Raw genomic sequence first — 24,265 nt, forward strand, 5'->3', positions numbered from 1 at the left:
GAGGGAGTTATAGTAAAAATACGAGATTATCGTAGTCGGTTTAATACCACTTGTTGATCAAGGTATTCTTGATAATCGGTATATTCAAGCCCTTTATCAAACACAAACTCGGTCACCAAACGAGTGACTAATGCTCTTAATTCATCTGCGTTCCATGGTTTTTCAATATAGCTTTCAATACGAGCTCGATTAATAGCAATGATGGTATCTTGATGAGTTGCTTGACCCGTTAGAAGTACCTTCTTGGTTCTTAAGAAGCGGTAGTCGTGAGACACATCGGTTAATAACTCCACACCACTTTTACCCGGCATCACATGATCAGATAACACTAATGCAATGTATCCACCTTCACTGTCCAATTCATCCATTAAGTCTAATGCTTCGTCTGCCGATTCACACTCTTCAATATTGATCCATGACTTTAGTGGCGCGAGATCTTGCAAAACGGCACTCAGCACTTCCCTTTGATCGTCTACACAAATCAGATTAAGCTTTTCCATGACCGTCCTCCACTGGCAATTTAATTCTAAAAATAGTTTTGTCCTGATTGCTTTTTACGGCAATTGAGCCACCGTATCCACTCAAGATCCGTTTCACAATCGCTAACCCTAACCCTAACCCAAAAGAGAGTCCGCCTTTTTTAGTCGTAAAGTTAGGCTGAAATATTTTACGTCTTGTCGCTTCATCAATTTCGGGGCCATTATTGGCAATAGTGACTAGGACAAAACGGTTTGATACTCTGGTAGAGATCTCAATCTCTGGTTCTTGTACCTTCTCCATCGCATCACTGGCATTCTTAATAATATTAGCCCATATCTGCACAAGCTCTGTTGCTGAGGCTTTCACCATAGGCATTGCCGCTGGGCTTAAATGCACAGAAACACGGCGTAAATCACTCTGCAATAGCACTAAGGCTTTATTGATACTGTCATTTACATCTAATATTTCATCGGTATCAATATCTGTTCGACCTAGCTGTTTAACTGAACGAACAATCCCAACAGAGTGCCTTGCAGCCAAACGCATATCATGCAGATCTCGTCCTATGTTCCAATATCTTACCGCTTGCTCTGGACTTTTAAGCCAAAATTGAGAAAGCTCACCTTCTGGAACAGCTCTTGCCAATTCACGAGCAGTATCTCTATCAATACCGTAACTCACTTCAAGCTCTCGCCCTCGCTTTCTTACTTCAGAAGAGCTGATGTTTTGCCCGTGGATTAATCCTTGATCGACAAAACTACTCGCTTCCGGATGTATCTCTTCAAGCAGCTCTAAAATAATAGACTGAAGCCGCTCTGTTTTACTGCTTAATACGCCTACTGCATTATTGAGTTCATGTGCAATTCCCGCCGCTAGCTGTCCTAACGTTGTCATCTGCTCTGCTGAATATAGCTTTTGTAATGCTTTTTCTTTTTCAATAGATTCATGCATTGCTCTGCGTTGTCGACGAGAAAGTTCATTAACAATAATTGGTGTAAATTGAGCCGTTAAAGGGCCGTAACGCTCTAACTCAATCGCAGTTGTTTTTGAGTCAATCCAACTTAATTCACTTTCTGTTTTACTTACCACGGTTGATGAAGCTATTAAGGTCTCTGAGAAAAAACTGTGTACTCCAATAAAAGCACCTTCAGAAGCGCTAAATACTTTAACTTGGTTCTCACCGTTTTCTTCTAAATAAAACCCTTCCAATTCTCCAGAACAAACGTAATAGAGACGGTCATTATCAGCCCCTTGCTCTAAAATCGTCTCTCCCGCAGGAATTACGACTCTTCGCTCGGGTTGACTAAAGTACGCATCAATCAAACGTTGTAATTTCTCTTGATTCATAAGCTATCCAATATGACCAACAGTGTGAAGAACCCATACCATAACAAAACTTAATAAAACCCCTATTACCCCTAAGATTACGCCTGTTTTCGCCATTTGGCTGCTTTCTACATTCCCAGTAGCGTGTGCTAACGCATTTGGTGGCGTACTGATTGGTAATGACATGCCTAGTGAAGCAGCAAACGTTACGATTAAGATAAGCGTTAACTCTCCGCCAAGCGGTGTCAATGACGTCATAGAGGTACCTAACGCTGCCATGATCGGCATCAATAAGTTAGCGGTTGCCGTATGCGACATGAAGTTTGCCATGATTAAACATAAGAAAGCCGCACCAAATAAAACCACGTAAGGTGAGTAAGCATCAAATGGAATACTATGAACCACTAATTTAGCTAAGCCTGTCTTATCTAAAGCTAAACCAAGCGCAATACCACCCGATACTAACCATAGAACATCCCATGAAATTTTCTTAAGATCTTCTTTATTGATAATCCCTGTAATAGAGAAAACAGCAACTGGAATAAGAGCAACTGTATATGAGTTCATGCCGTGACTTGATCCCATTAACCACAATAAGATCGTACCTGCGAAGGTGATATAAACGGTGATCGCTTTTGGTGTTTTTAAGAACTTACCTTTGATATCCAAATTCATTGTAGTTTGCTTTGCTGGATACAAATAAGTAATTAAAAACCAAGCAAGAGCCATCATTACAATCACAAATGGCACCCCAAATACCATCCATTCACCAAAAGTAATTAAGTTATCTCCCACTAAATATTTTAGTGCGATCGCATTTGGCGGGGTTCCAATTGGGGTTCCAATACCACCAATGTTTGCGGCAATTGGGATACACAACGCAAACGCAACGCGACCCGGATCTTTTGGACCAAATACGGCAATAACTGGCGTTAAAATGGATAACATCATCGCTGTTGTCGCGGTATTAGACATGAACATCGAGAAAATACCAGTGATCAACATCAAACCCAACATTACAAATTTTGGATCTGTCCCAAATGGTTTTAGTAATACTCTCGCTAAGTTGACATCTAATCGATATTTTGTTGCCGCCATTGCGAGGAAGAATCCACCTAAGAACAGCATAATTATCGGACTGGCAAAGGTTGCCATGATGTCACTGTAATTTAACAGTTCTCCAAAATGAGGAGCGTCTTGATTCATCTTAAATAAGATAAACCCTTTATCAGAAACCATTAAAAGTTCTAAAACAATAATGACTACTGAGGTTGCGTAAATTGGAATTGGCTCAAATACCCAGCACAGTGCTGCCAATAAAAAGATAGCGATGACACGCTGCTGAATGATCGTCATACCCTCAAAAGGGAAAGCAGACAAAGGCATCAAAAGAATGATGAGTGGGATAATTGTTGGGATTAAATACTTCATGTATTGACGCATAACGCTACCGACTTCCATAGAACAATAAGGGGTAATAACAAGAATTATCTCCTTAACCAATCATTCGGTATAACGTGTTAGATCAATCATTATTTCAAAATAAGAACAAATATATAATTTTGTGACACTTGTATCATAAAAAAAGAGCTACATCTCTGCAGCTCTCATCATTCAGTCTGATTATAATGCTTTAATAATTAAGACTCTTTCTCAGCTTTTGGCTTTTTACGTTTATCTGTAATTGCCCATTTTCCGTCGATGTATAAACCAGTCCAACCTGATGGCTTACCATCATTTTCAGTACGAACGTAGTTTTCTTTCGTTTTACGACTAAAGCGAACTACTGCAGGTTTACCATCTGGATCATGTGTTGGCGCTTCCGTTAAGTAAGTAAACTTAGGAGACAAGCGATCTTTAAAACGAACTAACTCTTCCACTAATGGCGCTCGTGTTTCACGCGATTTAGGGAAGGTACTTGCTGCCAAGAATAAACCTGATGCGCCATCACGTAGTACAAAGTACGCATCTGACTTTTCACATTCCAATTCCGGAAGATGAACAGGATCTTCTTTTGGTGGCGCAACTTCGCCATTTCTCAGGATCTTACGAGTGTTTTTACACGTCTCGCTCGTACAATCCATATATTTACCAAAGCGACCATTTTTAAGCTCCATATCTGAACCACATTTGTCACATTCGACAATCGGTCCATCATAGCCTTTAAGTTGGAACTCACCTTTCTCAACAATGTAGCCTTCACAGTTCGGGTTATTACCACAAACATGAAGCTTACGATCTTGGTCAATCAGGTAAGGGTCCATAGCGGTTTCACACTTAGGACAACGTTTCTTCGCGCGCAATGCGGCAGTTTCTACGTCTTCTTCAAGAACATTTATAATGCCCTCTTCATTGCCTAAGTTAATGGTTGTCTTACAACGTTCTTTTGGTGGTAATGCGTAACCAGAGCATCCAAGAAACACCCCAGTTGATGCAGTACGAATACCCATATTACGGCTACAAGTAGGACACTTAATATCAGTTTCTACGATATTATTTGGTGACATACCGCCTTCTGATTCATCAAGCTCAGCTTTAGCAATATCGTCAGTGAAATCTTGGAAGAAAGCATTAAGCACATCTTTCCAATCTTTATCACCTTCTGCGATTTTATCTAAGTTGCCTTCCATACGAGCAGTAAAATCGTAATCCATTAAATCATCAAACGATTGATTTAAGCGGTCTGTAACGATTTCACCCATTTTTTCTGCATAGAAACGACGACTTTCAACACGAACATAACCACGGTCTTGAATTGTTGAGATGATAGATGCATAAGTTGATGGACGACCAATGCCTTTTTTCTCAAGTTCTTTAACCAATGCAGCTTCTGTGAAACGCGCTGGTGGCTTAGTAAAGTGTTGTTTTGGATCAAGCTGTTCTAATTTTAGCTTATCGCCAAGTTGAACCGCTGGAAGTAATTGATCTTCATTTTTACCCATTGGACGTTGCACACGAGTCCAACCATCAAACTTCAGGATACGACCTTTCGCTTTTAGGGTAAATTCATCGGCTTTTACGCTCAATGTGGTTGAATCGTATTGTGCTGGTGTCATTTGGCACGCCACAAATTGATTCCAAATGAGGTTGTAAAGTTTATGAGCGTCCGCTTCCATACCTTGCAGGTCATCAACTTTCACTTCTACGCTTGAAGGACGAATAGCTTCGTGAGCTTCTTGTGCGCCTTCTTTGCTTCCATAAATAATTGGGGCTGCTGGTAAATAGTTCTCGCCATACTCAGAACCAATAAACTCACGTAACGTCTCTACAGCTTCTTTACTCAAGTTAGTTGAATCAGTACGCATGTAAGTGATGTAACCACCCTCATAGAGGCGCTGAGCTAGCATCATAGTCTTTTTCACACCGTAGCCTAAGCGAGTACTTGCCGCTTGCTGCAATGTTGAAGTAATGAATGGTGCAGATGGCTTACTTTTCGTAGGACGATCTTCACGCTTACAAACTTCGTATTCCGCTTTCTCAAGAATGCTTACTGCCGCTTGTGTATCAACTTCATTAAGAGGCTTAAAAGCAGAACCATTACGTTGAGCAACCTGCAAACGGAAATTTTCTTTACCCGCTGTCAGTGTATCCGCATGAATATCCCAAAACTCTTCAGGGATAAACGCATTAATTTCACGTTCACGTTCTACCAGTACCTTCACAGCAACTGATTGAACACGGCCAGCAGATAAACCGCGAGCCACTTTTTTCCACAATAATGGAGATGCCATGAAACCAACAACACGGTCTAAGAAACGACGTGCTTGTTGTGCATTCACACCTGGCATGCTTAATTCGCCAGGAGTTTCGAACGCTTGTTGAATCGCATTTTTTGTAATTTCGTTAAAAACTACTCGTTTATAGCGTGAATCATCACCACCGATGATCTCGCGAAGGTGCCACGCAATAGCTTCCCCTTCACGGTCCAAATCGGTTGCGAGATAAATAGTATCTGCGTTTTCAGCCAGTTTTTGTAATTCAGCGACGACTTTTTCTTTGCCAGGAAGAATTTGGTAATTCGCCGCCCAATCATTATATGGGTCAATACCCATTTTATTGATCAGATTCTTCTTGTCTCTTTCTTTCTTAATGCGTGCTTTATCTTCAACACTCATACCTTTGGTTGACGCTGCCGCCGTTTTCTTTCCGGTGCTTGTCGAACCCATAGGCAAATCACGAACGTGACCTACACTGGATTTTACGATGAAGTCTTTGCCAAGGTATTTATTAATTGTTTTTGCTTTGGCTGGTGACTCCACGATAACTAGAGATTTACCCATAATGTCTCACTAACGTCCTCGTGCTGAAATACAAAACTGTCGAAAAAAACAATATCCACAGCTATAAATTGAACTTTTATCTATATATTACTATTGAGGGAGGATGCCATCACGTCAACCTCTTTTTTTACAATTGCTTCTAAATGGTCGCGCTTTGGACAGTTGTTAAGTAGATGTAATTATCACTTGATACTTTTTCAAGCGTTCTCATTTCGGTCGAATCTATTAACATTTACTGACTAATAGCTCAAAAAGTTAATTCAATATCTTGCAGTTGCTCACAATTATTTCTTAGTCATTTATTTTAATCATCATGATTTACATCAATTGTATTTTTAAGTCTTTATGCTTAAAATTCCTCTTTTATATGGCAAAAAATGAGTGACGTATGAGCGATAAAAAATCCATTTCTGAGGCTGATTTACTGTTAATCGCCAATCAAATCATTCAAGATCACGAAAACTATGTTGAAGGTATGCGTGCAACGAGCGTAGAAGAAAAAGATGAAGTACTCGTGTTTAAAGGTGAATACTTTTTATCTGTTCAAGGTTTACCTACTGAAAAAACAACGGCTGTATTTAATATGTTTAAATACCTTGCTCATCAGTTATCAAAGAAGTTTACTGTTAAGTAATTTTTGATAAATCCAAATAATAAAAAAGGCTGAATAATTCAGCCTTTTTTATTATAAGTCATCTATACAAAATTAAACAATCGGTCGCTGACCCTTGCTAATTAAACGCATAAAAACATTCTCTGCAGATTGACCTGCAACTCCTGCGATTTTATCACTCAACTTTTTCTTTTGTACATAATGAATTGCCAGTACTTCGCGATTTTTACATGCTTGTGTTACGTAATCATCCGAAGTTTGAATGGCATCTATCAAGCCTAATTCTAATGCTTGCTTACCAAACCAATGCTCGCCAGTTGCTACTTTTTCAAGGTCTAATTCAGCGCGGTGTTCGTGAATAAAGTCTTTAAATAGTACGTGCGTTTCTTCCAACTCTAACTGAAATTTTTCACGTGCTTTATCGCTGTTTTCACCAAACATAGTTAACGTACGCTTGTATTCACCAGCCGTCAGTTGTTCAAACTCAATATCGTTTTTCTTCAATAACTTACTAAAGTTTGGCAACTGTGCTACAACACCAATAGAACCAACAATAGCAAATGGGGCTGCAATGATCTTTTCACCAATACAAGCCATCATATAACCACCAGAAGCGGCTACTTTATCGACGGAAACTGTTAGCTTAATATTAGCATCACGTAAACGATCTAATTGTGATGACGCCAGCCCATAACCATGAACCATACCACCACCACTTTCAAGACGTAAAAGAACCTCATCACCCTCAACTGAAATAGCTAAAATTGCTGAAACTTCTTCACGTAATGCTGCAACTTCTTTAGCATCAATGCTGCCTTTAAAATCAAGAACAAATAAGCGAGCGTCACGCTTCAGCTCTAATTCCCCTGATTTAGCAGCTTGCTTAACTTCTTTTTGTTTTGCTTTATCAGCTTCTTTATTTGCTTTTTTCTCAGCTTTTGCCCGTGCTTTTAATTCTGCATCATCAAATAAATGATGCTCTAACTCAGCCACTGTATCTTTATATTGCTCTGTTAAATTAGAAACTTCTAACTCGCCTTTTGCACCTGCTGATTTTCCACTAACCGCTTTAGCTACCACTAAAATGGCAATAATAGAAACAACCACTGTTGCTATCTTTGCTAAAAAGAGACCGTAATCAAACAAAAATTCCAATGTAATACCCTCTTAAGTATGTTTCGTGTATTGTACCTAACTTAACCCAAAGTTAATTCACCTTATGATAAAAATTCGCACTAAATGCGTGTTTTTACACCAATATACTGTAAAAAAAACAGTATGACTTTACGGTGAACGTTGAAATACAAGGATTACAGAGTGGACTATCAGGTTTCAGCTGACACATTAAAAAATAAAATAATTCTAGTGACCGGCGCCGGTGATGGCATTGGTAAACAAGCCGCATTGCATTATGCTCAACATGGTGCAACCGTAATTCTTTTAGGCCGCACAGTGGCTAAATTAGAAGCAGTTTACGATGAGATTGAAGCAGCAGGTTACCCTACTCCTGCTATTGTTCCTTTAGATTTAAAAGGAGCAACAAAACAACATTATGTTGATATGGCAGAGACCATTCAGAGTCAATTTGGTCAACTCGATGGCCTATTACATAATGCGGGCTTATTAGGCATGTTAAGTCCTTTTGAGCAATTTGAAGAAGCTATTTTTGATGAAGTCATGCAGATTAACGTCAAGGCGCAATTTTTAATGACTCAAGCCCTATTACCCGCGTTACAACAATCAAATGATGCTCGTATTATCTTTACAACATCTACGGTTGGTCATCAAGGTCGTGCTTTTTGGGGAGCTTATGCTATCTCAAAATTTGCAACTGAAGGTATGATGCAAACATTAGCGCATGAAATGGAAGGTACATCGGTGAAGGTTAATGCTATTAACCCTGGTGGCACTCATACACGCATGCGTGCACAAGCCTTCCCTGCTGAAGACATTAGCTTACTTAAAACACCAAAAGATATTATGCCGCTATACGTTTACTTAATGGCTCCAGAAAGCATTACAGTCAATGGCCAATGTATTGATGCGCAGCCAAAATAATATCAAATCAATTAAATGACTTATTTATTGCTGAAATTGGCATAAATACAGAAAGAATAAAAAAAGGGTTGAAACCGTATGGCTTCAACCCTTTTTATTTATCTAATTTCTTATTTAGAGTCAACGAGTAAACTTAACGTTGTCTTGGTGCTGATTTTGGTGCTTTACCATTTGGAGAAAACTTAGTTCTGATTGGTTTCACACCGGTTGCAGAAGGTTTTTTACCTTTACCGCTTGGCTTACCCGTAGGTTTACCTGCTGGTTTAGCATCACCAGTTGTATTACGTTTTGCTGATGGTAATGAACTGCCTACTGGTTTCTTGTTGTTACGACCACGACGGCCAGCAGGTACAGCTGTACGATCATCAGTTGTGCGCTCATCATGACGCTTAACTGCGCGACGGATCTTTTGAGATTTTGATTTAGCACGTTTACGTGATTGCTTATCGACATCTAATAAACTTTCTTTTTCGTGTGGTAATTCAACCATATCACGTAAGTAGTTAACTTCTTTAAGCTCAAGTTCCATCCAACCGCCACGAGGTAGCGCTTTTTCTAAGAAGATATCACCGTAACGAACACGTTTTAGACGACTTACTGTTACGCCTTGAGAATCCCATAAACGACGAACCTCACGGTTACGACCTTCATTAATTACAACGTAGAAAGTATGGTTCATACCTTCGCCGCCTGCGTACATTACATCTTCAAAACGCGCTTCACCATCTTCCAGTTTTACACCTGAAACTAGGTTTTTAACCATCTTATCGTTGATTTCACCAAATACACGACACATGTATTCACGTTCAACTTTACGACTTGGGTGCATTAAGCGGTTTGCTAGCTCACCATCAGTTGTAAATAACAAAAGACCAGCCGTGTTAGCATCTAGACGACCAACCGATACCCAACGAGAATCTTTAATTTTTGGTAAACGGTCAAAAACAGTACGACGACCTTCTGGGTCGTGACGTGTACACAGTTCGCCTTCTGGCTTATGGTAAGCAAGAACACGACAGATAACATCAGTAGACTCTTTTACCGATACAACATGGCCATCAATACGAATTCTTGAATCAACATTTTCTAGGCGATCACCCAGTTTTGCTATCTGACCATCAACACTAACACGATTAGCTTGAATCATCGTTTCTAACTCACGACGAGAACCAAGACCTGCTCGTGCTAATACTTTCTGTAATTTTTCGCTCATTTTTTACCTTATTATGTCGCCTTCACAGGCGTCAATTAGCTTTATTAATCAAGAACCTAACCAAAAAAAGGCATCATTCTCAATCACTTTCGAATTCTATGGACGCTGATTATACAATAAGGTTGTGATGAATGGTAAAAAATTAAGCAAAAAAATATCACATAGAATGATTTCCCATATAATTAAAGTGCTGAATATATCTCAGCATTTTTTATCATTAAACAAGGGAATCAAAATGAAAAATGTTAACTATTTATTTCACTCTTTTTTATCTAACTCTAAGAATGAAATAGCACAAAAAAAACCAACGAGATCATTTTATAAAAACATTGTATTTATACTGTCAAGAAGTCAATAAGCCCAAACTATTACAGAGTATTATTGAAGATAGAAAAGAAACAATTTTGGCCAAACTAAACGCCCCAAGCTCTGGTAATTTAAACGCTTTATTTTCAACAAAAGAAGCTCAAGATATCATAGGAAAACACCCCAGTAAAAACCTCCCACCTCATTACTTCATCATTGAAAAATCAGCACAAAATACCTTCGGTTGCTTATTATCATGTTGGACAGAATTTGAAATATTCCGAACAATTCAAAATTCTGTACGTTCAGCCAAAGAATATACTAATAATAATTTAAACACCTACAGTACTCAGACAATAAACGAACATTACTGCTATGAAATCGTTCCAGATATCGCACTAGATACTCGCCTATTTCACACTAACTTTAGTGAACAACCTCTCTTACTTTCAGATGCCATTGTACTGATTAACATCGCAACATTTATTAAAGAGCATCAATGGTATGAGATGTTAACGCTGCTTGATATCTCATCAAAAGGAGAACACTATATTTTGTACCAACTTGATGAAGGAAACGCCTACCCTAGTATCATCTCTTCCGCATTAATTAATTCACCACATGTATCTAACGAATGGTTATTTTTTAATGATTTTTTCCAAAATGAAAAATGGCAATCAATTCATCAACCCCACACAGTATCGAACTTACAACAAGCAACTAAAGGTTTAATCAAACTAGATGACACTCACTTAAGCAATAAATCATCAAATGATATTGAAAATCATCTTTTTTCATCTATCGTAGATAGCAAGAAAGTATGTGAAGCGATCAGACTGACCGTCAGTGGAAATAAATCAAAAGCAAATTTTCATTTATATTTGGCTCAAAAAGGACTAGCCAACGCATTGAAACAGAGTGGACGTGAGGTGGTTTTTACCATCATAGAGAAACCAGCGATGGTGTTGTTCTACCAATCAATGAACCTTGAAGCACCAATGTCATCACCTTATCTTTTCACTAGCGCACAAGATATAAATAAAAATGGGGTTGTTACTTATAAAGGGATTTGGCTCCTTAACAATGCAACAGATGCTTTTAATCAATATAATTTTAAAGAGTACAATGTTAAGATTATTGGGTTAAGAAAACTATCACGACATAATTGAGTTCTATAAATGCACCTAGCCTTACCTAAAGTTTATTTATTACTACTAACCAGTGCAACTATATTGCTTTGGGTTGGCTTCTTTGTCCGCTCTCACTATAAAGAGCGGACAAAAGTTAACACTAAGATTTACTTCTCATACGTCCTTTATGCTGTATTTATTGTTTTATGGATATTAAGTAACGCTTACTTCCAATCTTCACTATTAATAAAGTTTGGTGAAAACATAGCTATAGTAATGGCAATTATTGCCAATATGACCTCTTATCTTGCTTTTGCTTTTGCCTACGTGTTTTCTTGTCACCTTGCCTCCAAAGCCCAAGATAAGCGACTAAATCCATGGCAACTTTGGTTAATTGCTATTACTACTGCAGTAGCGATTACGCTCAATATGATCCCTAATCAAACTGTTATTGGTGTTGATATTATTGCGCCAAGTGTATTTACAATTAAATTCGGCCCATTAGCTCCGTTATTTTTTCTCAACGCGTTTCTTTTTATCATCCTTACAATCATAAACTTCTTCAAACTTAGAAAAAGTAGTATCCGATTAAATAAAGAAAAATCTGTTTATTTACTAGTAGGCATTTTTACTTATATGTTTTCAACTATCGCCTCGCAGATAGTTATCCCTATGATCTGGAATGATTTCTCTTATACATGGCTACCACCAATGCTATCAATAACGGAAGCACTATTAATAGGTTATACTTTAACCTATCATCGTCTTTACAGTTTAAAGTACATTTTTTATTGGATGCTAGCTTATGCAATGAATGCTGCCATTTACCTAACACCAATATTAATACTGTATACAACAGATTTAACCTTTAATTTATTATTTATAGGTTTTGGTATTTCTATCGGTTTATTATGGAAACGCACTCTTAATAAAACCAAAATACTCTCTAGCCTGTTAATATATAGAAGTAAGAAAACATCAGTAGAAAAAATATATGATATTGCTGATGAATTTAAATATTCAAGTCAAAAAGCGATAACGAAACTGGCTGAGTTATTAGATACACCACAAGAAGAGTTATTGCTCGTTGGAAAGAACACTAATTATAATATTTTTATTCCACATCTAAACCATTCTAATTCAGCATTAGTTAAAGATGAATTAGACTACCAACTTCATTATGCTCCTGAATTAAAGAACTCGGCACTACACCAAGTTCAAAAAGAAATGCACACGCATAACACTGCATTAATCTTACCTATTTTTGGTGAGAATAAACTCATCTCACATTTATTGATTTCCCCAGATAAGCGTAATGGCTCTACTTTTTCAAATGAAGAAATCACCGCGATTCAATGGGTTCTAACTAAAGTACAAGGCTACATTGAAAGTGAAAGAAAAGTACAGCAGTCCCAAGCTCTCGCAAACTCAATTGCTCACGAGATGAGAAACCCGCTGTCACAGCTTCAATATCACTTTGAACGCATAGGGGCTCACTCTAAAGAAACAAATATAGATAATGAATTACGACAAGGAAAACTGGCCATTCAACGTGGTGCACAGCTCATTGATATCATATTAAGTGAAGCCAAAAATTCAGAGATTAATAATTCATTATTTCGAAACTACTCTATATCAGCATTAACTAAGCAATTTATTGATGAGTACGCATTTGAATCAGATGCTGTTAGAGATCGAATAAATATCGACCTTAAACAGGATTTCACCATTCATGTTAATGACACTCTTTATGGGTTTATACTCTTTAATTTATTACGTAATGCTATTCATTATTTTGAGGATTCAAGCAGTACAATACTGATTAAATTAACTCAAGGAAATACCTCTAATACACTCAGCTTTAGAGATTCAGGTCCAGGTATAGATTCATCTGTTTTACCTCATATATTTGATGATTTTTTTACTCATAACAAAGAAGGTGGCAGTGGTTTAGGTCTTTCTTACTGCTTACGAGTAATGCACTCTTTTGGAGGTAATATTGCATGTTATTCACAGAAAGGTGAATTTACAGAATTTGTATTAAGCTTTCCAAGTGTTAAAGACAACATTGAGTATACAATTAATACTACAGCCCTAACTGAAAATAAAAACACACTAAAAAGCTTAAACGTCGGGAATAATACGATTAAAACAATACTTGTCGTTGATGATAAGAAAATACAACGAATGCTAATTCAAACTTTTATTGCAGGAGATAATCTTACCATTATTGAAGCAGAGAATGGATTAGAAGCCATTGATATTGTCAGCAATACTCATATTGACCTTATTTTTATGGATTCACGTATGCCAGTAATGAATGGAGTTGATGCTGCAACACAAATTAAAAGGACACACCCATTAATCCCTATAGTTGCTTTAACTGGTGAATCTTCAGAGGAGGAATTAGCTAAAATAATAGCAATAATGGATGGCTATTTAACAAAACCTATAATTAAGTCACAATTAGTAGAGACCTTAGAACAATGGATATAAAAATAGCCAGACATTGCTGGCTATATTATTAGTACATGTTAACTATACTTTTTACTGAAATGGACTTGGATCACCAGCACCAACACGTACAACGTTAATTTCATCATCACTAAAATCAACCACTGTTGTTGGCTGCTCGCCTAAGTAACCACCATTCATAATTAGATCCACTGCATGCTCAAGTTGATCTCGAATAGTTTCAGGATCTGACTCTGCCATTTCATTACCTGGTAAAATCAAAGTCGTTGACATTAATGGCTCACCTAACTCTTCTAAAAGAGCTAAAGCAATTTTATTATCAGGTACACGCATACCTATCGTCTTACGTTTTGGATTCATCAAACGACGTGGTACTTCTTTTGTACCCTTAAAGATAAACGTATATGCGCCCGGGGTATTATTTTTTAATAAACGGAAGACGCTATTATCAACACGAGCGTAAATCGATAATTCCGAAAGATCACGACACAATAAGGTAAAATTATGTTTATCGTCTAAACGGCGGATCTGACAGATTCGCTCTAACGCTTGTTTATTCTCTAACTGACAACCTAACGCATATCCTGAATCTGTTGGATAAATTACGACGCCACCACTACGGATAATCGCAACTGCTTGAGTAATTAAACGCGCTTGTGGATTCTCTGGGTGTACATAAAAAAACTGGCTCATTATTCCTCCTGCCTAGCAGGTCATTATTATATTAATTATTCTCTAGAGCAGAGTTTACTCAAATGTGGGTAAATCCCATTCTTGCCATACTGCGACAACCCCTTCAGGTAGCCATAAATTTCTTCCAAGCTCTGTCCAAGGTGACGGATAGTGAAAATCTGACCCTTGTGATGCTTGTAATTCGTAATCAATTGCATAGTTTGCAAGCACTCGGCGCTCTTGTACTCCTTGCTGAGGTAGAGCAACTTCCATTGCGTCCCCTTTTGCGTCAACAAATGCCACTAATAAACGTTTAATCCATTTTGCGGTTAAATTATAACGCCCAGGGTGAGCTAATACTGCCGTTCCTCCTGCATTATGAATCACTTTAACCGCCTCTTCGATTGAGCACCATTCAGGTGGAACATATCCTATGTTATTGCGTGTTAAAAACTTTTTAAACACTGCCTGCATGGTTTTTGCGTGACCTTGGTCAACTAACCACTTACCAAAGTGCGCTCGTGTTAATGAGCCTCCATTAGCAAGAGCAAGCGCTCCTTCTAGTGCTCCGACATAACCTGCTTTTTCAAGGCGCTCAGCCATTTTACGTGCTCGTAAGTCTCTACGTTGCGCTTGTTCTTCTATCAATGCAATTAATTCAGGGTGATTAACGTCAACATTAAGGCCTACAACATGAATATCCTTGTTGCTCCATAATGTTGAGATTTCAATACCATCAATTAAATGCACTGGTAATTCTTTTTCTTTAATCGTTTGATGCGCTTCAGCTAATCCTGCAACGGTATCGTGATCAGTAATAGCAAGAACTTTCACATCAAAAGTAACTGCTCTTTCTACTAACTCTGCGGGAGACATACGTCCATCCGAGGCTGTTGTGTGACTATGTAGATCTATTTTCATAATAATTCTTGACTTTCACCTCACGCACTAGTTTACTAGTACGCAGTTAAACACTTTCTCACCAAATTTAATATTGGTCTTTGTTTTAATAGTAGGTACTTTATGTCACAGCTTAGCAAACAACAAGCATTCTTAAAAACTAGCGTGATGACAAAACGATGGTGGCACTACTTCGGGTAGTGTTTTTGTGCTGAATTAACGATTTTGACATAAAAATTATTACCCGCATTTAAGCGGGTTTTTTTATGCCTAAATGTATCAGCACCCTCAATGATAGGTGAAAATCTAAACAGTCAGTCATTCAGCCCTCACAAGTTTTAAGAAAAGAGTGGCAACAAAAGTGAAATATGCGACTATGAAAACTAATAAAAATGTAACATCAATTCAACGCATTAGCAGGGAGGCTGAAATGCAGTCAGTAATGTCCAATGATGGTCAACTAGAAGTGCTTTCCCTTGACGTTCCATACGTCTCTGATCCAACCCAACTTTATTCCACCCTATGTGAAAATAAAGAGATGAGTCTATTACTCGAAGGAGCAGAAGTTAACTCAAAACAAAACATTATAAGCTTGATGCTAATAGATGCAGCGGTACGAATTCATTGTTTTGATAAAGAAGTAACACTAGAAGCGTTAACAGCAAATGGAGAATCCTTATTACACTCCTTAGCTCAATCTATTCCTGCTTCTCTTATTGCCCTTTCTTCTAACTCTATACTGACATTACAGTTCCCAAATATTAATCAAGATCTGGATGAGGACAGCCGTTTACGAGAACTCTCCTCTTTTGATGCTTTACGGTTTATTCAAAATCAATTCAATGTCACTGGTTTACCCTCTAATGCACTTTTTTTAGGTGGACTATTTGCTTATGACTTAGTCGCTAACTTTGAAAACCTTGGTGATGCAGAGATTACAAACAAATGCCCTGATTATGTATTTTATGTAGCCGAATCATTGTTAGTTATCGATCATCAAACGGAAATGTCAGTACTTCAAGGCTCATTGTTTAATGCTGATGCAACAATCAAAACAAACCTTTCAGCACGACTTACTGAAATTAAAGCGTTTTGCTCAGAGCCACATACCGTACCCGAAGCACCAACACTAGAAAGCTGTGAAGCAATTCCGAGTGTCTCCGATGAAGATTTCTGTCAAACCGTATTAAATTTAAAAGAATTTGTAATTAAAGGCGATATTTTCCAAGTTGTTCCTTCTCGTCGATTCACTCTCCCTTGTCCTGCTCCCTTAGCGGCTTATCGTGAACTTAAAATCGGTAACCCAAGTCCATACATGTTTTATCTGCAAGATCGTGATTTCACCCTATTTGGTGCATCGCCAGAATCTGCATTGAAATATGGCAAAGAAACAAACCAAGTCGAGATTTACCCAATCGCAGGCACACGCCAACGTGGTAAAAACAGCGATGGTTCTATCAACCATGATTTAGACAGCCGCATTGAATTAGAACTGCGTTGTGATACCAAAGAAAACGCAGAACACATGATGCTAGTCGATTTAGCTCGTAATGATGTTGCTCGTATTTCAGAAGCAGGCACTCGCTATGTGGCGGATTTATTAAAAGTCGACCGTTACAGTCACGTTATGCACCTTGTTTCTCGTGTGGTTGGTCAATTGCGTGGCGATCTTGATGCCCTTCATGCTTACCAAGCGTGTATGAATATGGGGACATTAACTGGCGCACCAAAAATTCGTGCAATGCAGCTCATTCGCGATGTAGAAAAAACACGCCGAGGCACTTATGGTGGCGCTGTGGGTTACTTGACTGGTGATGGCAACATGGATACTTGTATTGTTATTCGTTCAGCCTATGTTGAAGACGGTATCGCTCAAGTTCAAGCCGGAGCTGGTGTGGTTTATGATTCCAACCCACAAGCTGAAGCTGATGAAACTCGTGGAAAAGCACAAGCGGTGATCTCTGCGATTCAAAAAGCGCACTTAGCTCAACCAGCAAGCACTAAGGAGAAAAACTAATGGCTCATATTGTATTACTCGATAATTTCGACTCCTTTACTTATAACTTGGTTGATCAATTTCGCTCCCTTGGTTACCCCGTTACCATTTATCGTAATAGTTTATCTGCGGCAGCTTTTGAAGAAGCGGTCAACAAACTAGAAAATCCGGTTGTTGTATTATCTCCAGGACCAGGCGCGCCATCCGATGCGGGCTGTATGCCAGAAGTCATTCAACGCTTAAAGGGCAAAGTACCTATGATTGGGATCTGTCTTGGTCATCAAGCGATTGTAGAAGCGTATGATGGAACGGTTGCAGGTGCTGGCGAAATCGTTCATGGTAAATCGGCAATGATGAGCCATAACCAACACGCAATTTTTGACGGTTTACCAAACCCACTCTCTATTGCTCGTTACCACTCTTTAGTCGCAACAAAGGTAACCGATCAATTAACCATTACAGCAACCGTTGATGATTTAGTCATGGCGGTGATCCAAGAAGAAGATAAAGTGTGTGGATTCCAATTTCATCCTGAATCCATTTTAACGACGCAAGGCGCTGAGTTACTAATTAATACACTAAACTGGGCTTTAAATTTAGATTCAAGCCATTCAGATAACAAAGAATAAGGATATTCTCATGACTCAAATTGAAGCCATTTTTACTAAATTGTACGACCAAGTTTCTCTTTCAGAAGCGGAAAGCCAAGTTCTTTTTGATGCCATAATTAAAGGTGAGTTAGATCCTATTCTACTTACCGCAGCACTGACTTGTTTAAAAATAAAAGGCGAAACGCCTAACGAGATTGCTGGCGCTGCAAAAGCTCTGCTTGATAATGCCAATGATTTTCCTCGCCCTGATTACGATTTCGCCGACATTGTAGGTACAGGTGGTGATGGTTCAAACACCATCAATATCTCCACCACAGCGGCATTTGTTGCTGCGGCATGTGGATTGAAAATAGCAAAACACGGTAATCGTGGCGTATCAAGCAAATCAGGTTCTTCTGACTTATTAGATTCATTTGGTATTAATTTGGCAATGTCGGCAGAAGACACACGAAAAGCCGTTGATGATTTAGGTGTTGCTTTCTTATTTGCACCCCACTATCACGGTGGTGTTCGCCACGCGATGCCAATTCGTCAAACCATGAAAACACGTACCATCTTTAATATCCTTGGTCCATTGATCAACCCTGCTCGTCCAAACATTGAATTAATGGGTGTGTATGATGAATCTCTAGTTCGCCCTATCGCTGAAACCATGGTGAACATGGGAATGAAACGCGCAGCGGTTGTATTTGGTTCTGGTTTAGATGAAGTTGCGATTCATGGTCCAACAACCGTGGCTGAAATTATTGATGGCGAAATCAAAGAATACACATTAACCCCTGAAGACTTTGGTTTAAACACACACCCGCTTGAAGCAATTAAAGGCGGAGAGCCAGAAGAAAACAGAGCGATTATTACCGATATTCTGACAGGCAAAGGTACTGAAGCTCAACTGGGTGCCATTGCAGTTAACGTTGCTCTATTAATGCGTCTGTTTGGACATGAAGATTTAAAAGCCAATGCGCAAAAAGCCATTGATACGATGAACTCAGGTAAAGCATTTGAGCTAGTTCAACAACTGGCTGCACGAGGATAAGAAAGATGACACAACAATTATCTGAGCACATCTCAGTAGAAAATACCCAAATGGCTGAAGTGCTAGTTAAAATTGTCAAAGACAAAGCGATTTGGATAAGTGAACGTAAAGAAAGTCAACCTCTCGATACCTTTAAGAATGGCCTAACAAATTCTGATCGCAGTTTTTATGGTGCATTAAAAACGGGCAAAACCGAGTTTATTCTTGAGTGTAAAAAAGCATCGCCATCGAAAGGATTAATTCGCCAAGATTTTGATCTTAACTACATTGCTTCAGTCTACAACAAACACGCCAGTGCGATTTCTGTGTTAACGGACGAAAAGTATTTCCAAGGCAGTTTTGATTTCTTACCAATTATTCGTGACCAAGTTAATCAGCCTATTCTATGCAAAGATTTTATGATTGATGCATACCAAGTCTATTTAGCTCGCCACTACGGTGCTGATGCGATTCTATTAATGCTTTCTGTACTTAACGATGAAGAATACAGAGAACTTGCAGAAGTCACTCATTCATTTGGCATGGGTGTACTCACGGAAGTCAGTAATGAAGAAGAGTTACACCGAGCGGTCGCATTAGAAGCACAAGTAATTGGGATTAATAACCGTAATCTACGTGATTTATCTACCGATTTGAACCGCACGAAAGAACTTGCACCACTGCTGCCAAAAGGCACAACGATCATTTCTGAGTCTGGTATCTATAACCATCAGCAAGTGAAAGATCTAGCGAAACACGCAACAGGTTTTTTAATTGGTAGCTCGTTAATGGCAGAAGAAAACCTAGAACTGGCAGCTCGAAAAGTGATTCTAGGTGAAAACAAAGTCTGTGGGTTAACTTCTATTGAAGATGCAAAAGCGGTCTATGACTCAGGTGCTGTGTATGGCGGATTGATCTTTGTTGAAAAATCACCTCGCTTTGTCTCTCTTGAAACCGCAAAAACCATCACTCAAGCAACCACATTAAATTATGTGGGTGTTTTCCAAAACGAAACAATCTCTACTGTTGCACAACGAGCAAATGAGCTATCTCTTGCCGTGGTTCAACTGCATGGTTCTGAGAGTGAAGAGTACATTGCAGAGCTAAAACAACAACTACCAACTGATTGCCAAGTGTGGAATGTTATTTCTGTGTCAGATGATGCGCAAAGTATTTCCCTTCCGCAAAGCCTTGCTGATAAAGTGTTGGTAGATTGTAAAGTTGGCTCTCAAGCAGGTGGCACTGGAGTCAGTTTTGATTGGAGTAAACTACCACATAACGACATTATGCTCGCTGGTGGCTTATCACTCGACAATACCAAACAAGCCGCACAACTTGGCTGTTACGGTTTAGATTTCAACTCTGGTGTCGAATCGACTCCAGGTAAAAAAGATCACAAAAAATTACGCGCCGTATTTAGCGCATTACGAGATTATTAAGGAAAATATCATGGCAAAATTAGATGCCTACTTCGGCGAATATGGTGGTCAATACGTTCCACAAATTTTAGTTCCAGCACTTGACCAACTTGAGCAAGCCTTTATTGACGCTCAAGCAGACGAAGATTTCCGCGCTGAGTTTATGACGTTACTTCAAGAGTACGCCGGTCGTCCTACTGCCCTTACGCTTTGTCGTAATCTAACCAAGGGTACTAAAACTAAATTGTACCTAAAGCGTGAAGATTTACTGCACGGTGGCGCTCACAAAACGAACCAAGTATTAGGTCAAGCGCTACTTGCAAAACGCATGGGTAAAGAAGAGATCATTGCTGAAACAGGTGCAGGTCAACACGGCGTTGCGACAGCTCTTGCTTGTGCTCTGCTTGGCTTAAAATGTCGTGTTTACATGGGCGCTAAAGATATTGAACGTCAAAGCCCGAATGTATTCCGTATGGAGCTAATGGGCGCAACCGTGATCCCTGTTCATTCTGGCTCATCAACGCTAAAAGATGCGTGTAATGAAGCACTACGTGACTGGTCTGCAACTTATGAAACTGCGCACTACCTATTAGGTACAGCCGCTGGCCCTCACCCATTCCCAACGATTGTTCGTGATTTCCAACGAATGATTGGCGAAGAAACAAAAATGCAGATCCTTGCCCGTGAAGGTCGCTTACCTGATGCCGTTATTGCTTGTGTTGGTGGCGGTTCAAACGCCATTGGTATGTTTGCTGATTTCATTGAAGAAGAAGATGTGAAACTGATTGGTGTTGAGCCTGCCGGTAAAGGTATTGATACCGATCAACATGGCGCGCCACTTAAACATGGTAAAACTGGTATCTTCTTTGGTATGAAAGCGCCATTAATGCAAGATGAGCATGGTCAAATTGAAGAGTCATACTCAGTCTCTGCCGGTCTTGATTTCCCATCGGTTGGTCCACAGCACGCACATTTAAACGCTATTGGCCGTGCTGAATATGGTTCAGTAACTGATGATGAAGCGCTAGAAGCATTCCAAACCTTAGCAAAAGGCGAAGGTATTATTCCTGCATTAGAATCTTCTCACGCTCTGGCTTATGCACTTCAGTTAGCACACGCTGAACCAGAAAAAGAGCAGCTATTGGTTGTGAACCTATCAGGCCGTGGTGATAAAGATATTTTCACCGTTCATGACATTCTAAAAGAAAAGGGAGAAATCTAATGGATCGTTATCAAGACCTATTTGCTAAATTAGCAGACAAAAACCAAGGTGCCTTTGTTCCTTTTGTAACCATTGGCGATCCAAACCCTGATCTTTCTTATCAGATCATGGAAACCCTAATTGAATCAGGTGCTGATGCCCTTGAACTAGGACTTCCATTCTCTGACCCCCTTGCGGATGGTCCAACAATTCAAGGCGCAAACATTCGTGCCTTAAACAATAAAACAACACCAACGGTTTGCTTTGAGTTAATCGCTAAAATTCGCGCTAAATACCCTGAAACACCAATTGGTCTATTAGTTTACGCTAACCTAGTGTTCGCTAATGGCATCGACACTTTTTATACTAAATGCCAACAAGCCGGTGTAGATTCAGTGTTAATTGCTGATGTACCAACCAATGAATCAGCAGAATTCAGAGCAAGTGCAATTAAGCATAATGTTCACCCTATCTTCATTGCTCCACCATCAGCATCAGATGAAACGTTAGAAACCGTTGCTAAATTAGGTGGCGGCTACACTTACCTTCTTTCTCGTGCTGGTGTTACAGGCGCAGAAACTAAAGCAGGTATGCCAGTAGCTCAACTATTAGAGCGCTTAAATCAATTTGATGCGCCACCTGCTATCTTAGGCTTTGGGATTTCAGAACCATCTCAGGTAGAAGAAGCAATTAAAGCTGGCGCTGCTGGGGCTATTTCAGGCTCAGCAACAGTAAAAATCATTGAGCAACACAAAGATGACTCTGAAGCATTATTAAAAGCACTTTCATCGTTTACTTCATCAATGAAACTTGCAACACAAAAATAACATTTAAACCACTAAAACATAAAAAAGAGCTCATAATGAGCTCTTTTTTTATCTCCTTAAAGTTAACCTCCGACCTTAATCCCGCTAAATATTAATTAGAACTTACTTACAATATTAATAGTTACACGCATCAAATTGAACAAAAAAGAAACAAGCACACTACATAAAACGAACTCAATTTGATAAAACTGTTGATAGATGTAAATATTACGTGTAAAACGACCTCCAATATATTTAACTAATAAATACATATTTAACAATATATACAATTCATATTTTGTTATAAAACAAAAGCAGAGGTAAACAAAGTGTTACAACAAAAAGGACTTCTCAACAATATCGGTGTTCAAGTCGTTATTGCAATGATCGTAGGTACCATGGTTGGGGCAACAATGGGGCAATCTGCCGCAATGTTCGCACCTTTAGGTACAATCTTTATTAACCTAATTAAAATGCTGGTTATCCCACTAGTTGCCGTTGCTTTAATCTCTGGTGCTGCGGGACTAGGTAATAGCAGTAACGCTGGTAAAGTTGGTTTAACCACATTAGGTTACTTTGGAATAACCTCTGCTCTTGCTGTTGCGCTAGCTTTATTTATGGGTGAAATATTCGAACCAGGTAAAGGCATTGATGTTTCTGGTGTAGAAGGAATGTTCTCTTCTGCTTATGCAGCAAAAGGCGAACTACCTACTTTCTGGGCTACCATCACTGGAATGATCCCAACTAACGTATTCCAATCATTAAATGAAGCAAACATTCTGCAAATTCTCGTTTTTTGCTTATTTTTTGGTATTGGTCTTTCTAAATTAGAGAAAAAGCGCCGTGAACCAATGCTTAATGCGGTTAATAGCATTGTTGATGTCATGGTTTGGATGATCAACAAAGTCATGATTATTGCACCTATTGGTGTGTTTGGCTTAATGGCTGAAGCAGTAGGTACATTTGGTTTTGGCGCATTAATGGTCGTATTTAAACTATTCGTGGTTTATGTTGCTGCTATTCTTGTGTTTGGTTTTATCGCTTACCCACTAATGGTTGGTTTATTAACTAAGACCTCTGCAAAAGAATTCCTTCTTGCAATGAAAAAACCACAGGCTGTTGCATTATCAACTGCGTCATCAATGGCAACTTTACCAGTAACGATGGAAACCGTTGAAAAAGACCTAGGTGTTCGTAACTCTACCGCTTCGTTTGTGTTACCTCTGGGTGCAACAATTAACATGTCTGGTAACGCAATTTACTACGGCTTAGTTGCTATCTTCTTTGCGCAGCTATTCAACATTGATTTATCAATTGGCGCTTATGTGGCTATTATTGTTACCTCAACACTAGGTGCTGTAGGTCAAGCAGGTGTACCTGGCCCCTCCTTCCTTGTTGTTGCGGTTCTTTTAGCTGCTGGTATTCCTATCGAGGGTCTACCACTGCTATTCGCATTAGACCGAATCTTTGACATGATCCGTACCGCTCTTAACATCACTGGTGATGCTGCGTGTGCTGTGATTGTTGATTCAATGGTTGAAGATAGCCCTATTGAAGAAAAAACAGATTCAGAACAAAAACACGCTTAGAATTAATCTTATCTAAAACTAAAAAGCCTGCTTTCTTATCTATCAAGAGTAGGCTTTTTTATTTTACGACCTCCAACCAATTATTTCTTATAAAAAGAAATGAATAGGTAAAATGTAACAAGCAATTTTTAGCGATTCCCTCCCCTACAAATATTAGTTACACTCGCTACATAATT

At 38.9% G+C, this 24,265-nt stretch carries 19 protein-coding genes; 11 read left to right on the plus strand and 8 right to left on the minus strand.

What is annotated here, in order from left to right; all coding sequences use genetic code 11:
• Positions 1-26: 26 nt before the first annotated feature.
• The 4 genes from BTO23_RS06585 to topA form a co-directional block, all read right to left on the minus strand.
• A complete protein-coding gene (locus BTO23_RS06585) occupies positions 27-500 on the minus strand; it encodes a response regulator (protein WP_105063207.1) in 474 nt (157 codons plus the stop codon).
• Positions 487-1,827: an ATP-binding protein gene (locus tag BTO23_RS06590; protein ID WP_061028442.1), complete on the minus strand. Its 1,341-nt coding sequence runs from the start codon at positions 1,825-1,827 to the stop codon at positions 487-489. Before BTO23_RS06590 ends, BTO23_RS06585 begins: the two co-directional genes overlap by 14 nt.
• A 3-nt stretch (positions 1,828-1,830) precedes the next feature.
• On the minus strand, positions 1,831-3,249 hold the full coding sequence (locus BTO23_RS06595) for an SLC13 family permease (protein WP_105063526.1): 1,419 nt from the start codon (positions 3,247-3,249) through the stop codon (positions 1,831-1,833).
• 197 nt (positions 3,250-3,446) lie between these two features.
• On the minus strand, positions 3,447-6,086 hold the full coding sequence (gene topA, locus BTO23_RS06600; protein ID WP_060990672.1) for a type I DNA topoisomerase: 2,640 nt from the start codon (positions 6,084-6,086) through the stop codon (positions 3,447-3,449).
• A gap of 388 nt (positions 6,087-6,474) precedes the next feature.
• On the opposite strand from topA, the gene BTO23_RS06605 reads away from it, so the two are divergent.
• Positions 6,475-6,720 (plus strand): YciN family protein, encoded by a 246-nt coding sequence (locus BTO23_RS06605; protein ID WP_105063208.1) that lies wholly within the window; start codon positions 6,475-6,477, stop codon positions 6,718-6,720.
• A gap of 72 nt (positions 6,721-6,792) precedes the next feature.
• On the opposite strand, the gene sohB is transcribed toward BTO23_RS06605, so the two are convergent.
• On the minus strand, positions 6,793-7,854 hold the full coding sequence (sohB, locus tag BTO23_RS06610) for a protease SohB (RefSeq protein WP_061002120.1): 1,062 nt from the start codon (positions 7,852-7,854) through the stop codon (positions 6,793-6,795).
• A 162-nt stretch (positions 7,855-8,016) separates the two neighbouring features.
• On the opposite strand from sohB, the gene BTO23_RS06615 reads away from it, so the two are divergent.
• Positions 8,017-8,757: a YciK family oxidoreductase gene (locus BTO23_RS06615; protein WP_061002118.1), complete on the plus strand. Its 741-nt coding sequence runs from the start codon at positions 8,017-8,019 to the stop codon at positions 8,755-8,757.
• Between the two features lie 133 nt (positions 8,758-8,890).
• Here the strand turns inward: BTO23_RS06615 and rluB are convergent, their stop codons facing one another.
• Positions 8,891-9,970 (minus strand): 23S rRNA pseudouridine(2605) synthase RluB, encoded by a 1,080-nt coding sequence (rluB, locus tag BTO23_RS06620; RefSeq protein WP_060990668.1) that lies wholly within the window; start codon positions 9,968-9,970, stop codon positions 8,891-8,893.
• 329 nt (positions 9,971-10,299) lie between these two features.
• On the opposite strand from rluB, the gene BTO23_RS06625 reads away from it, so the two are divergent.
• Complete coding sequence (locus BTO23_RS06625; RefSeq protein WP_105063209.1) at positions 10,300-11,445, plus strand: acyl-homoserine-lactone synthase; 1,146 nt, start codon at positions 10,300-10,302, stop codon at positions 11,443-11,445.
• A gap of 9 nt (positions 11,446-11,454) precedes the next feature.
• The gene (locus BTO23_RS06630; protein WP_105063210.1) at positions 11,455-13,902 is read left to right on the plus strand and encodes an ATP-binding response regulator; all 2,448 of its coding nucleotides are present in this window, start codon (positions 11,455-11,457) and stop codon (positions 13,900-13,902) included.
• A 51-nt stretch (positions 13,903-13,953) separates the two neighbouring features.
• On the opposite strand, the gene BTO23_RS06635 is transcribed toward BTO23_RS06630, so the two are convergent.
• The gene (locus tag BTO23_RS06635) at positions 13,954-14,574 is read right to left on the minus strand and encodes an L-threonylcarbamoyladenylate synthase (protein ID WP_105063211.1); all 621 of its coding nucleotides are present in this window, start codon (positions 14,572-14,574) and stop codon (positions 13,954-13,956) included.
• A gap of 54 nt (positions 14,575-14,628) precedes the next feature.
• Positions 14,629-15,474 carry an RNase RNM gene (gene rnm / locus BTO23_RS06640; protein WP_105063212.1) on the minus strand — a complete coding sequence of 282 codons (846 nt, stop codon included), beginning with the start codon at positions 15,472-15,474 and terminating at the stop codon, positions 14,629-14,631.
• A 409-nt stretch (positions 15,475-15,883) separates the two neighbouring features.
• Between rnm and BTO23_RS06645 the strand changes: the two genes are divergently transcribed.
• From BTO23_RS06645 to BTO23_RS06675, 7 genes are all read left to right on the plus strand, one after another.
• Entirely contained in the window at positions 15,884-17,470 is a 1,587-nt protein-coding gene (locus BTO23_RS06645) for an anthranilate synthase component 1 (protein WP_425427813.1), read from the plus strand.
• Positions 17,470-18,078: an aminodeoxychorismate/anthranilate synthase component II gene (locus tag BTO23_RS06650; RefSeq protein WP_105063213.1), complete on the plus strand. Its 609-nt coding sequence runs from the start codon at positions 17,470-17,472 to the stop codon at positions 18,076-18,078. The genes BTO23_RS06645 and BTO23_RS06650 overlap by 1 nt, the downstream gene beginning before the upstream one ends.
• Positions 18,079-18,097: 19 nt before the next feature.
• Positions 18,098-19,096 carry an anthranilate phosphoribosyltransferase gene (gene trpD / locus BTO23_RS06655; RefSeq protein WP_425427817.1) on the plus strand — a complete coding sequence of 333 codons (999 nt, stop codon included), beginning with the start codon at positions 18,098-18,100 and terminating at the stop codon, positions 19,094-19,096.
• A gap of 5 nt (positions 19,097-19,101) precedes the next feature.
• Positions 19,102-20,514 carry a bifunctional indole-3-glycerol-phosphate synthase TrpC/phosphoribosylanthranilate isomerase TrpF gene (gene trpCF, locus BTO23_RS06660; protein WP_105063215.1) on the plus strand — a complete coding sequence of 471 codons (1,413 nt, stop codon included), beginning with the start codon at positions 19,102-19,104 and terminating at the stop codon, positions 20,512-20,514.
• 10 nt (positions 20,515-20,524) lie between these two features.
• Entirely contained in the window at positions 20,525-21,715 is a 1,191-nt protein-coding gene (gene trpB / locus BTO23_RS06665; RefSeq protein ID WP_045101776.1) for a tryptophan synthase subunit beta, read from the plus strand.
• Entirely contained in the window at positions 21,715-22,521 is an 807-nt protein-coding gene (gene trpA / locus BTO23_RS06670) for a tryptophan synthase subunit alpha (RefSeq protein ID WP_061011720.1), read from the plus strand. Before trpB ends, trpA begins: the two co-directional genes overlap by 1 nt.
• A 308-nt stretch (positions 22,522-22,829) precedes the next feature.
• Entirely contained in the window at positions 22,830-24,089 is a 1,260-nt protein-coding gene (locus BTO23_RS06675) for a dicarboxylate/amino acid:cation symporter (protein WP_105063216.1), read from the plus strand.
• Positions 24,090-24,265 lie beyond the last annotated feature (176 nt).

The sequence above is a fragment of the Aliivibrio sifiae genome (genome assembly GCF_002954715.1).
Classification (GTDB): domain Bacteria; phylum Pseudomonadota; class Gammaproteobacteria; order Enterobacterales; family Vibrionaceae; genus Aliivibrio; species Aliivibrio sifiae.

Excerpts from the sequence above, each read along its gene's own strand:
- trpA (WP_061011720.1), top strand. The coding sequence starts at position 21,715 with ATGGATCGTTATCAAGACCTATTTGCTAAATTAGCAGACAAAAACCAA.
- BTO23_RS06645 (WP_425427813.1), top strand. The coding sequence starts at position 15,884 with ATGCAGTCAGTAATGTCCAATGATGGTCAACTAGAAGTGCTTTCCCTT.
- trpCF (WP_105063215.1), top strand. The coding sequence starts at position 19,102 with ATGACACAACAATTATCTGAGCACATCTCAGTAGAAAATACCCAAATG.
- rluB (WP_060990668.1), bottom strand. The coding sequence starts at position 9,970 with ATGAGCGAAAAATTACAGAAAGTATTAGCACGAGCAGGTCTTGGTTCT.
- BTO23_RS06650 (WP_105063213.1), top strand. The coding sequence starts at position 17,470 with ATGGCTCATATTGTATTACTCGATAATTTCGACTCCTTTACTTATAAC.
- BTO23_RS06590 (WP_061028442.1), bottom strand. The coding sequence starts at position 1,827 with ATGAATCAAGAGAAATTACAACGTTTGATTGATGCGTACTTTAGTCAA.
- topA (WP_060990672.1), bottom strand. The coding sequence starts at position 6,086 with ATGGGTAAATCTCTAGTTATCGTGGAGTCACCAGCCAAAGCAAAAACA.
- BTO23_RS06605 (WP_105063208.1), top strand. The coding sequence starts at position 6,475 with ATGAGCGATAAAAAATCCATTTCTGAGGCTGATTTACTGTTAATCGCC.
- BTO23_RS06595 (WP_105063526.1), bottom strand. The coding sequence starts at position 3,249 with ATGCGTCAATACATGAAGTATTTAATCCCAACAATTATCCCACTCATC.
- rnm (WP_105063212.1), bottom strand. The coding sequence starts at position 15,474 with ATGAAAATAGATCTACATAGTCACACAACAGCCTCGGATGGACGTATG.
- BTO23_RS06630 (WP_105063210.1), top strand. The coding sequence starts at position 11,455 with ATGCACCTAGCCTTACCTAAAGTTTATTTATTACTACTAACCAGTGCA.
- BTO23_RS06635 (WP_105063211.1), bottom strand. The coding sequence starts at position 14,574 with ATGAGCCAGTTTTTTTATGTACACCCAGAGAATCCACAAGCGCGTTTA.
- trpB (WP_045101776.1), top strand. The coding sequence starts at position 20,525 with ATGGCAAAATTAGATGCCTACTTCGGCGAATATGGTGGTCAATACGTT.
- BTO23_RS06585 (WP_105063207.1), bottom strand. The coding sequence starts at position 500 with ATGGAAAAGCTTAATCTGATTTGTGTAGACGATCAAAGGGAAGTGCTG.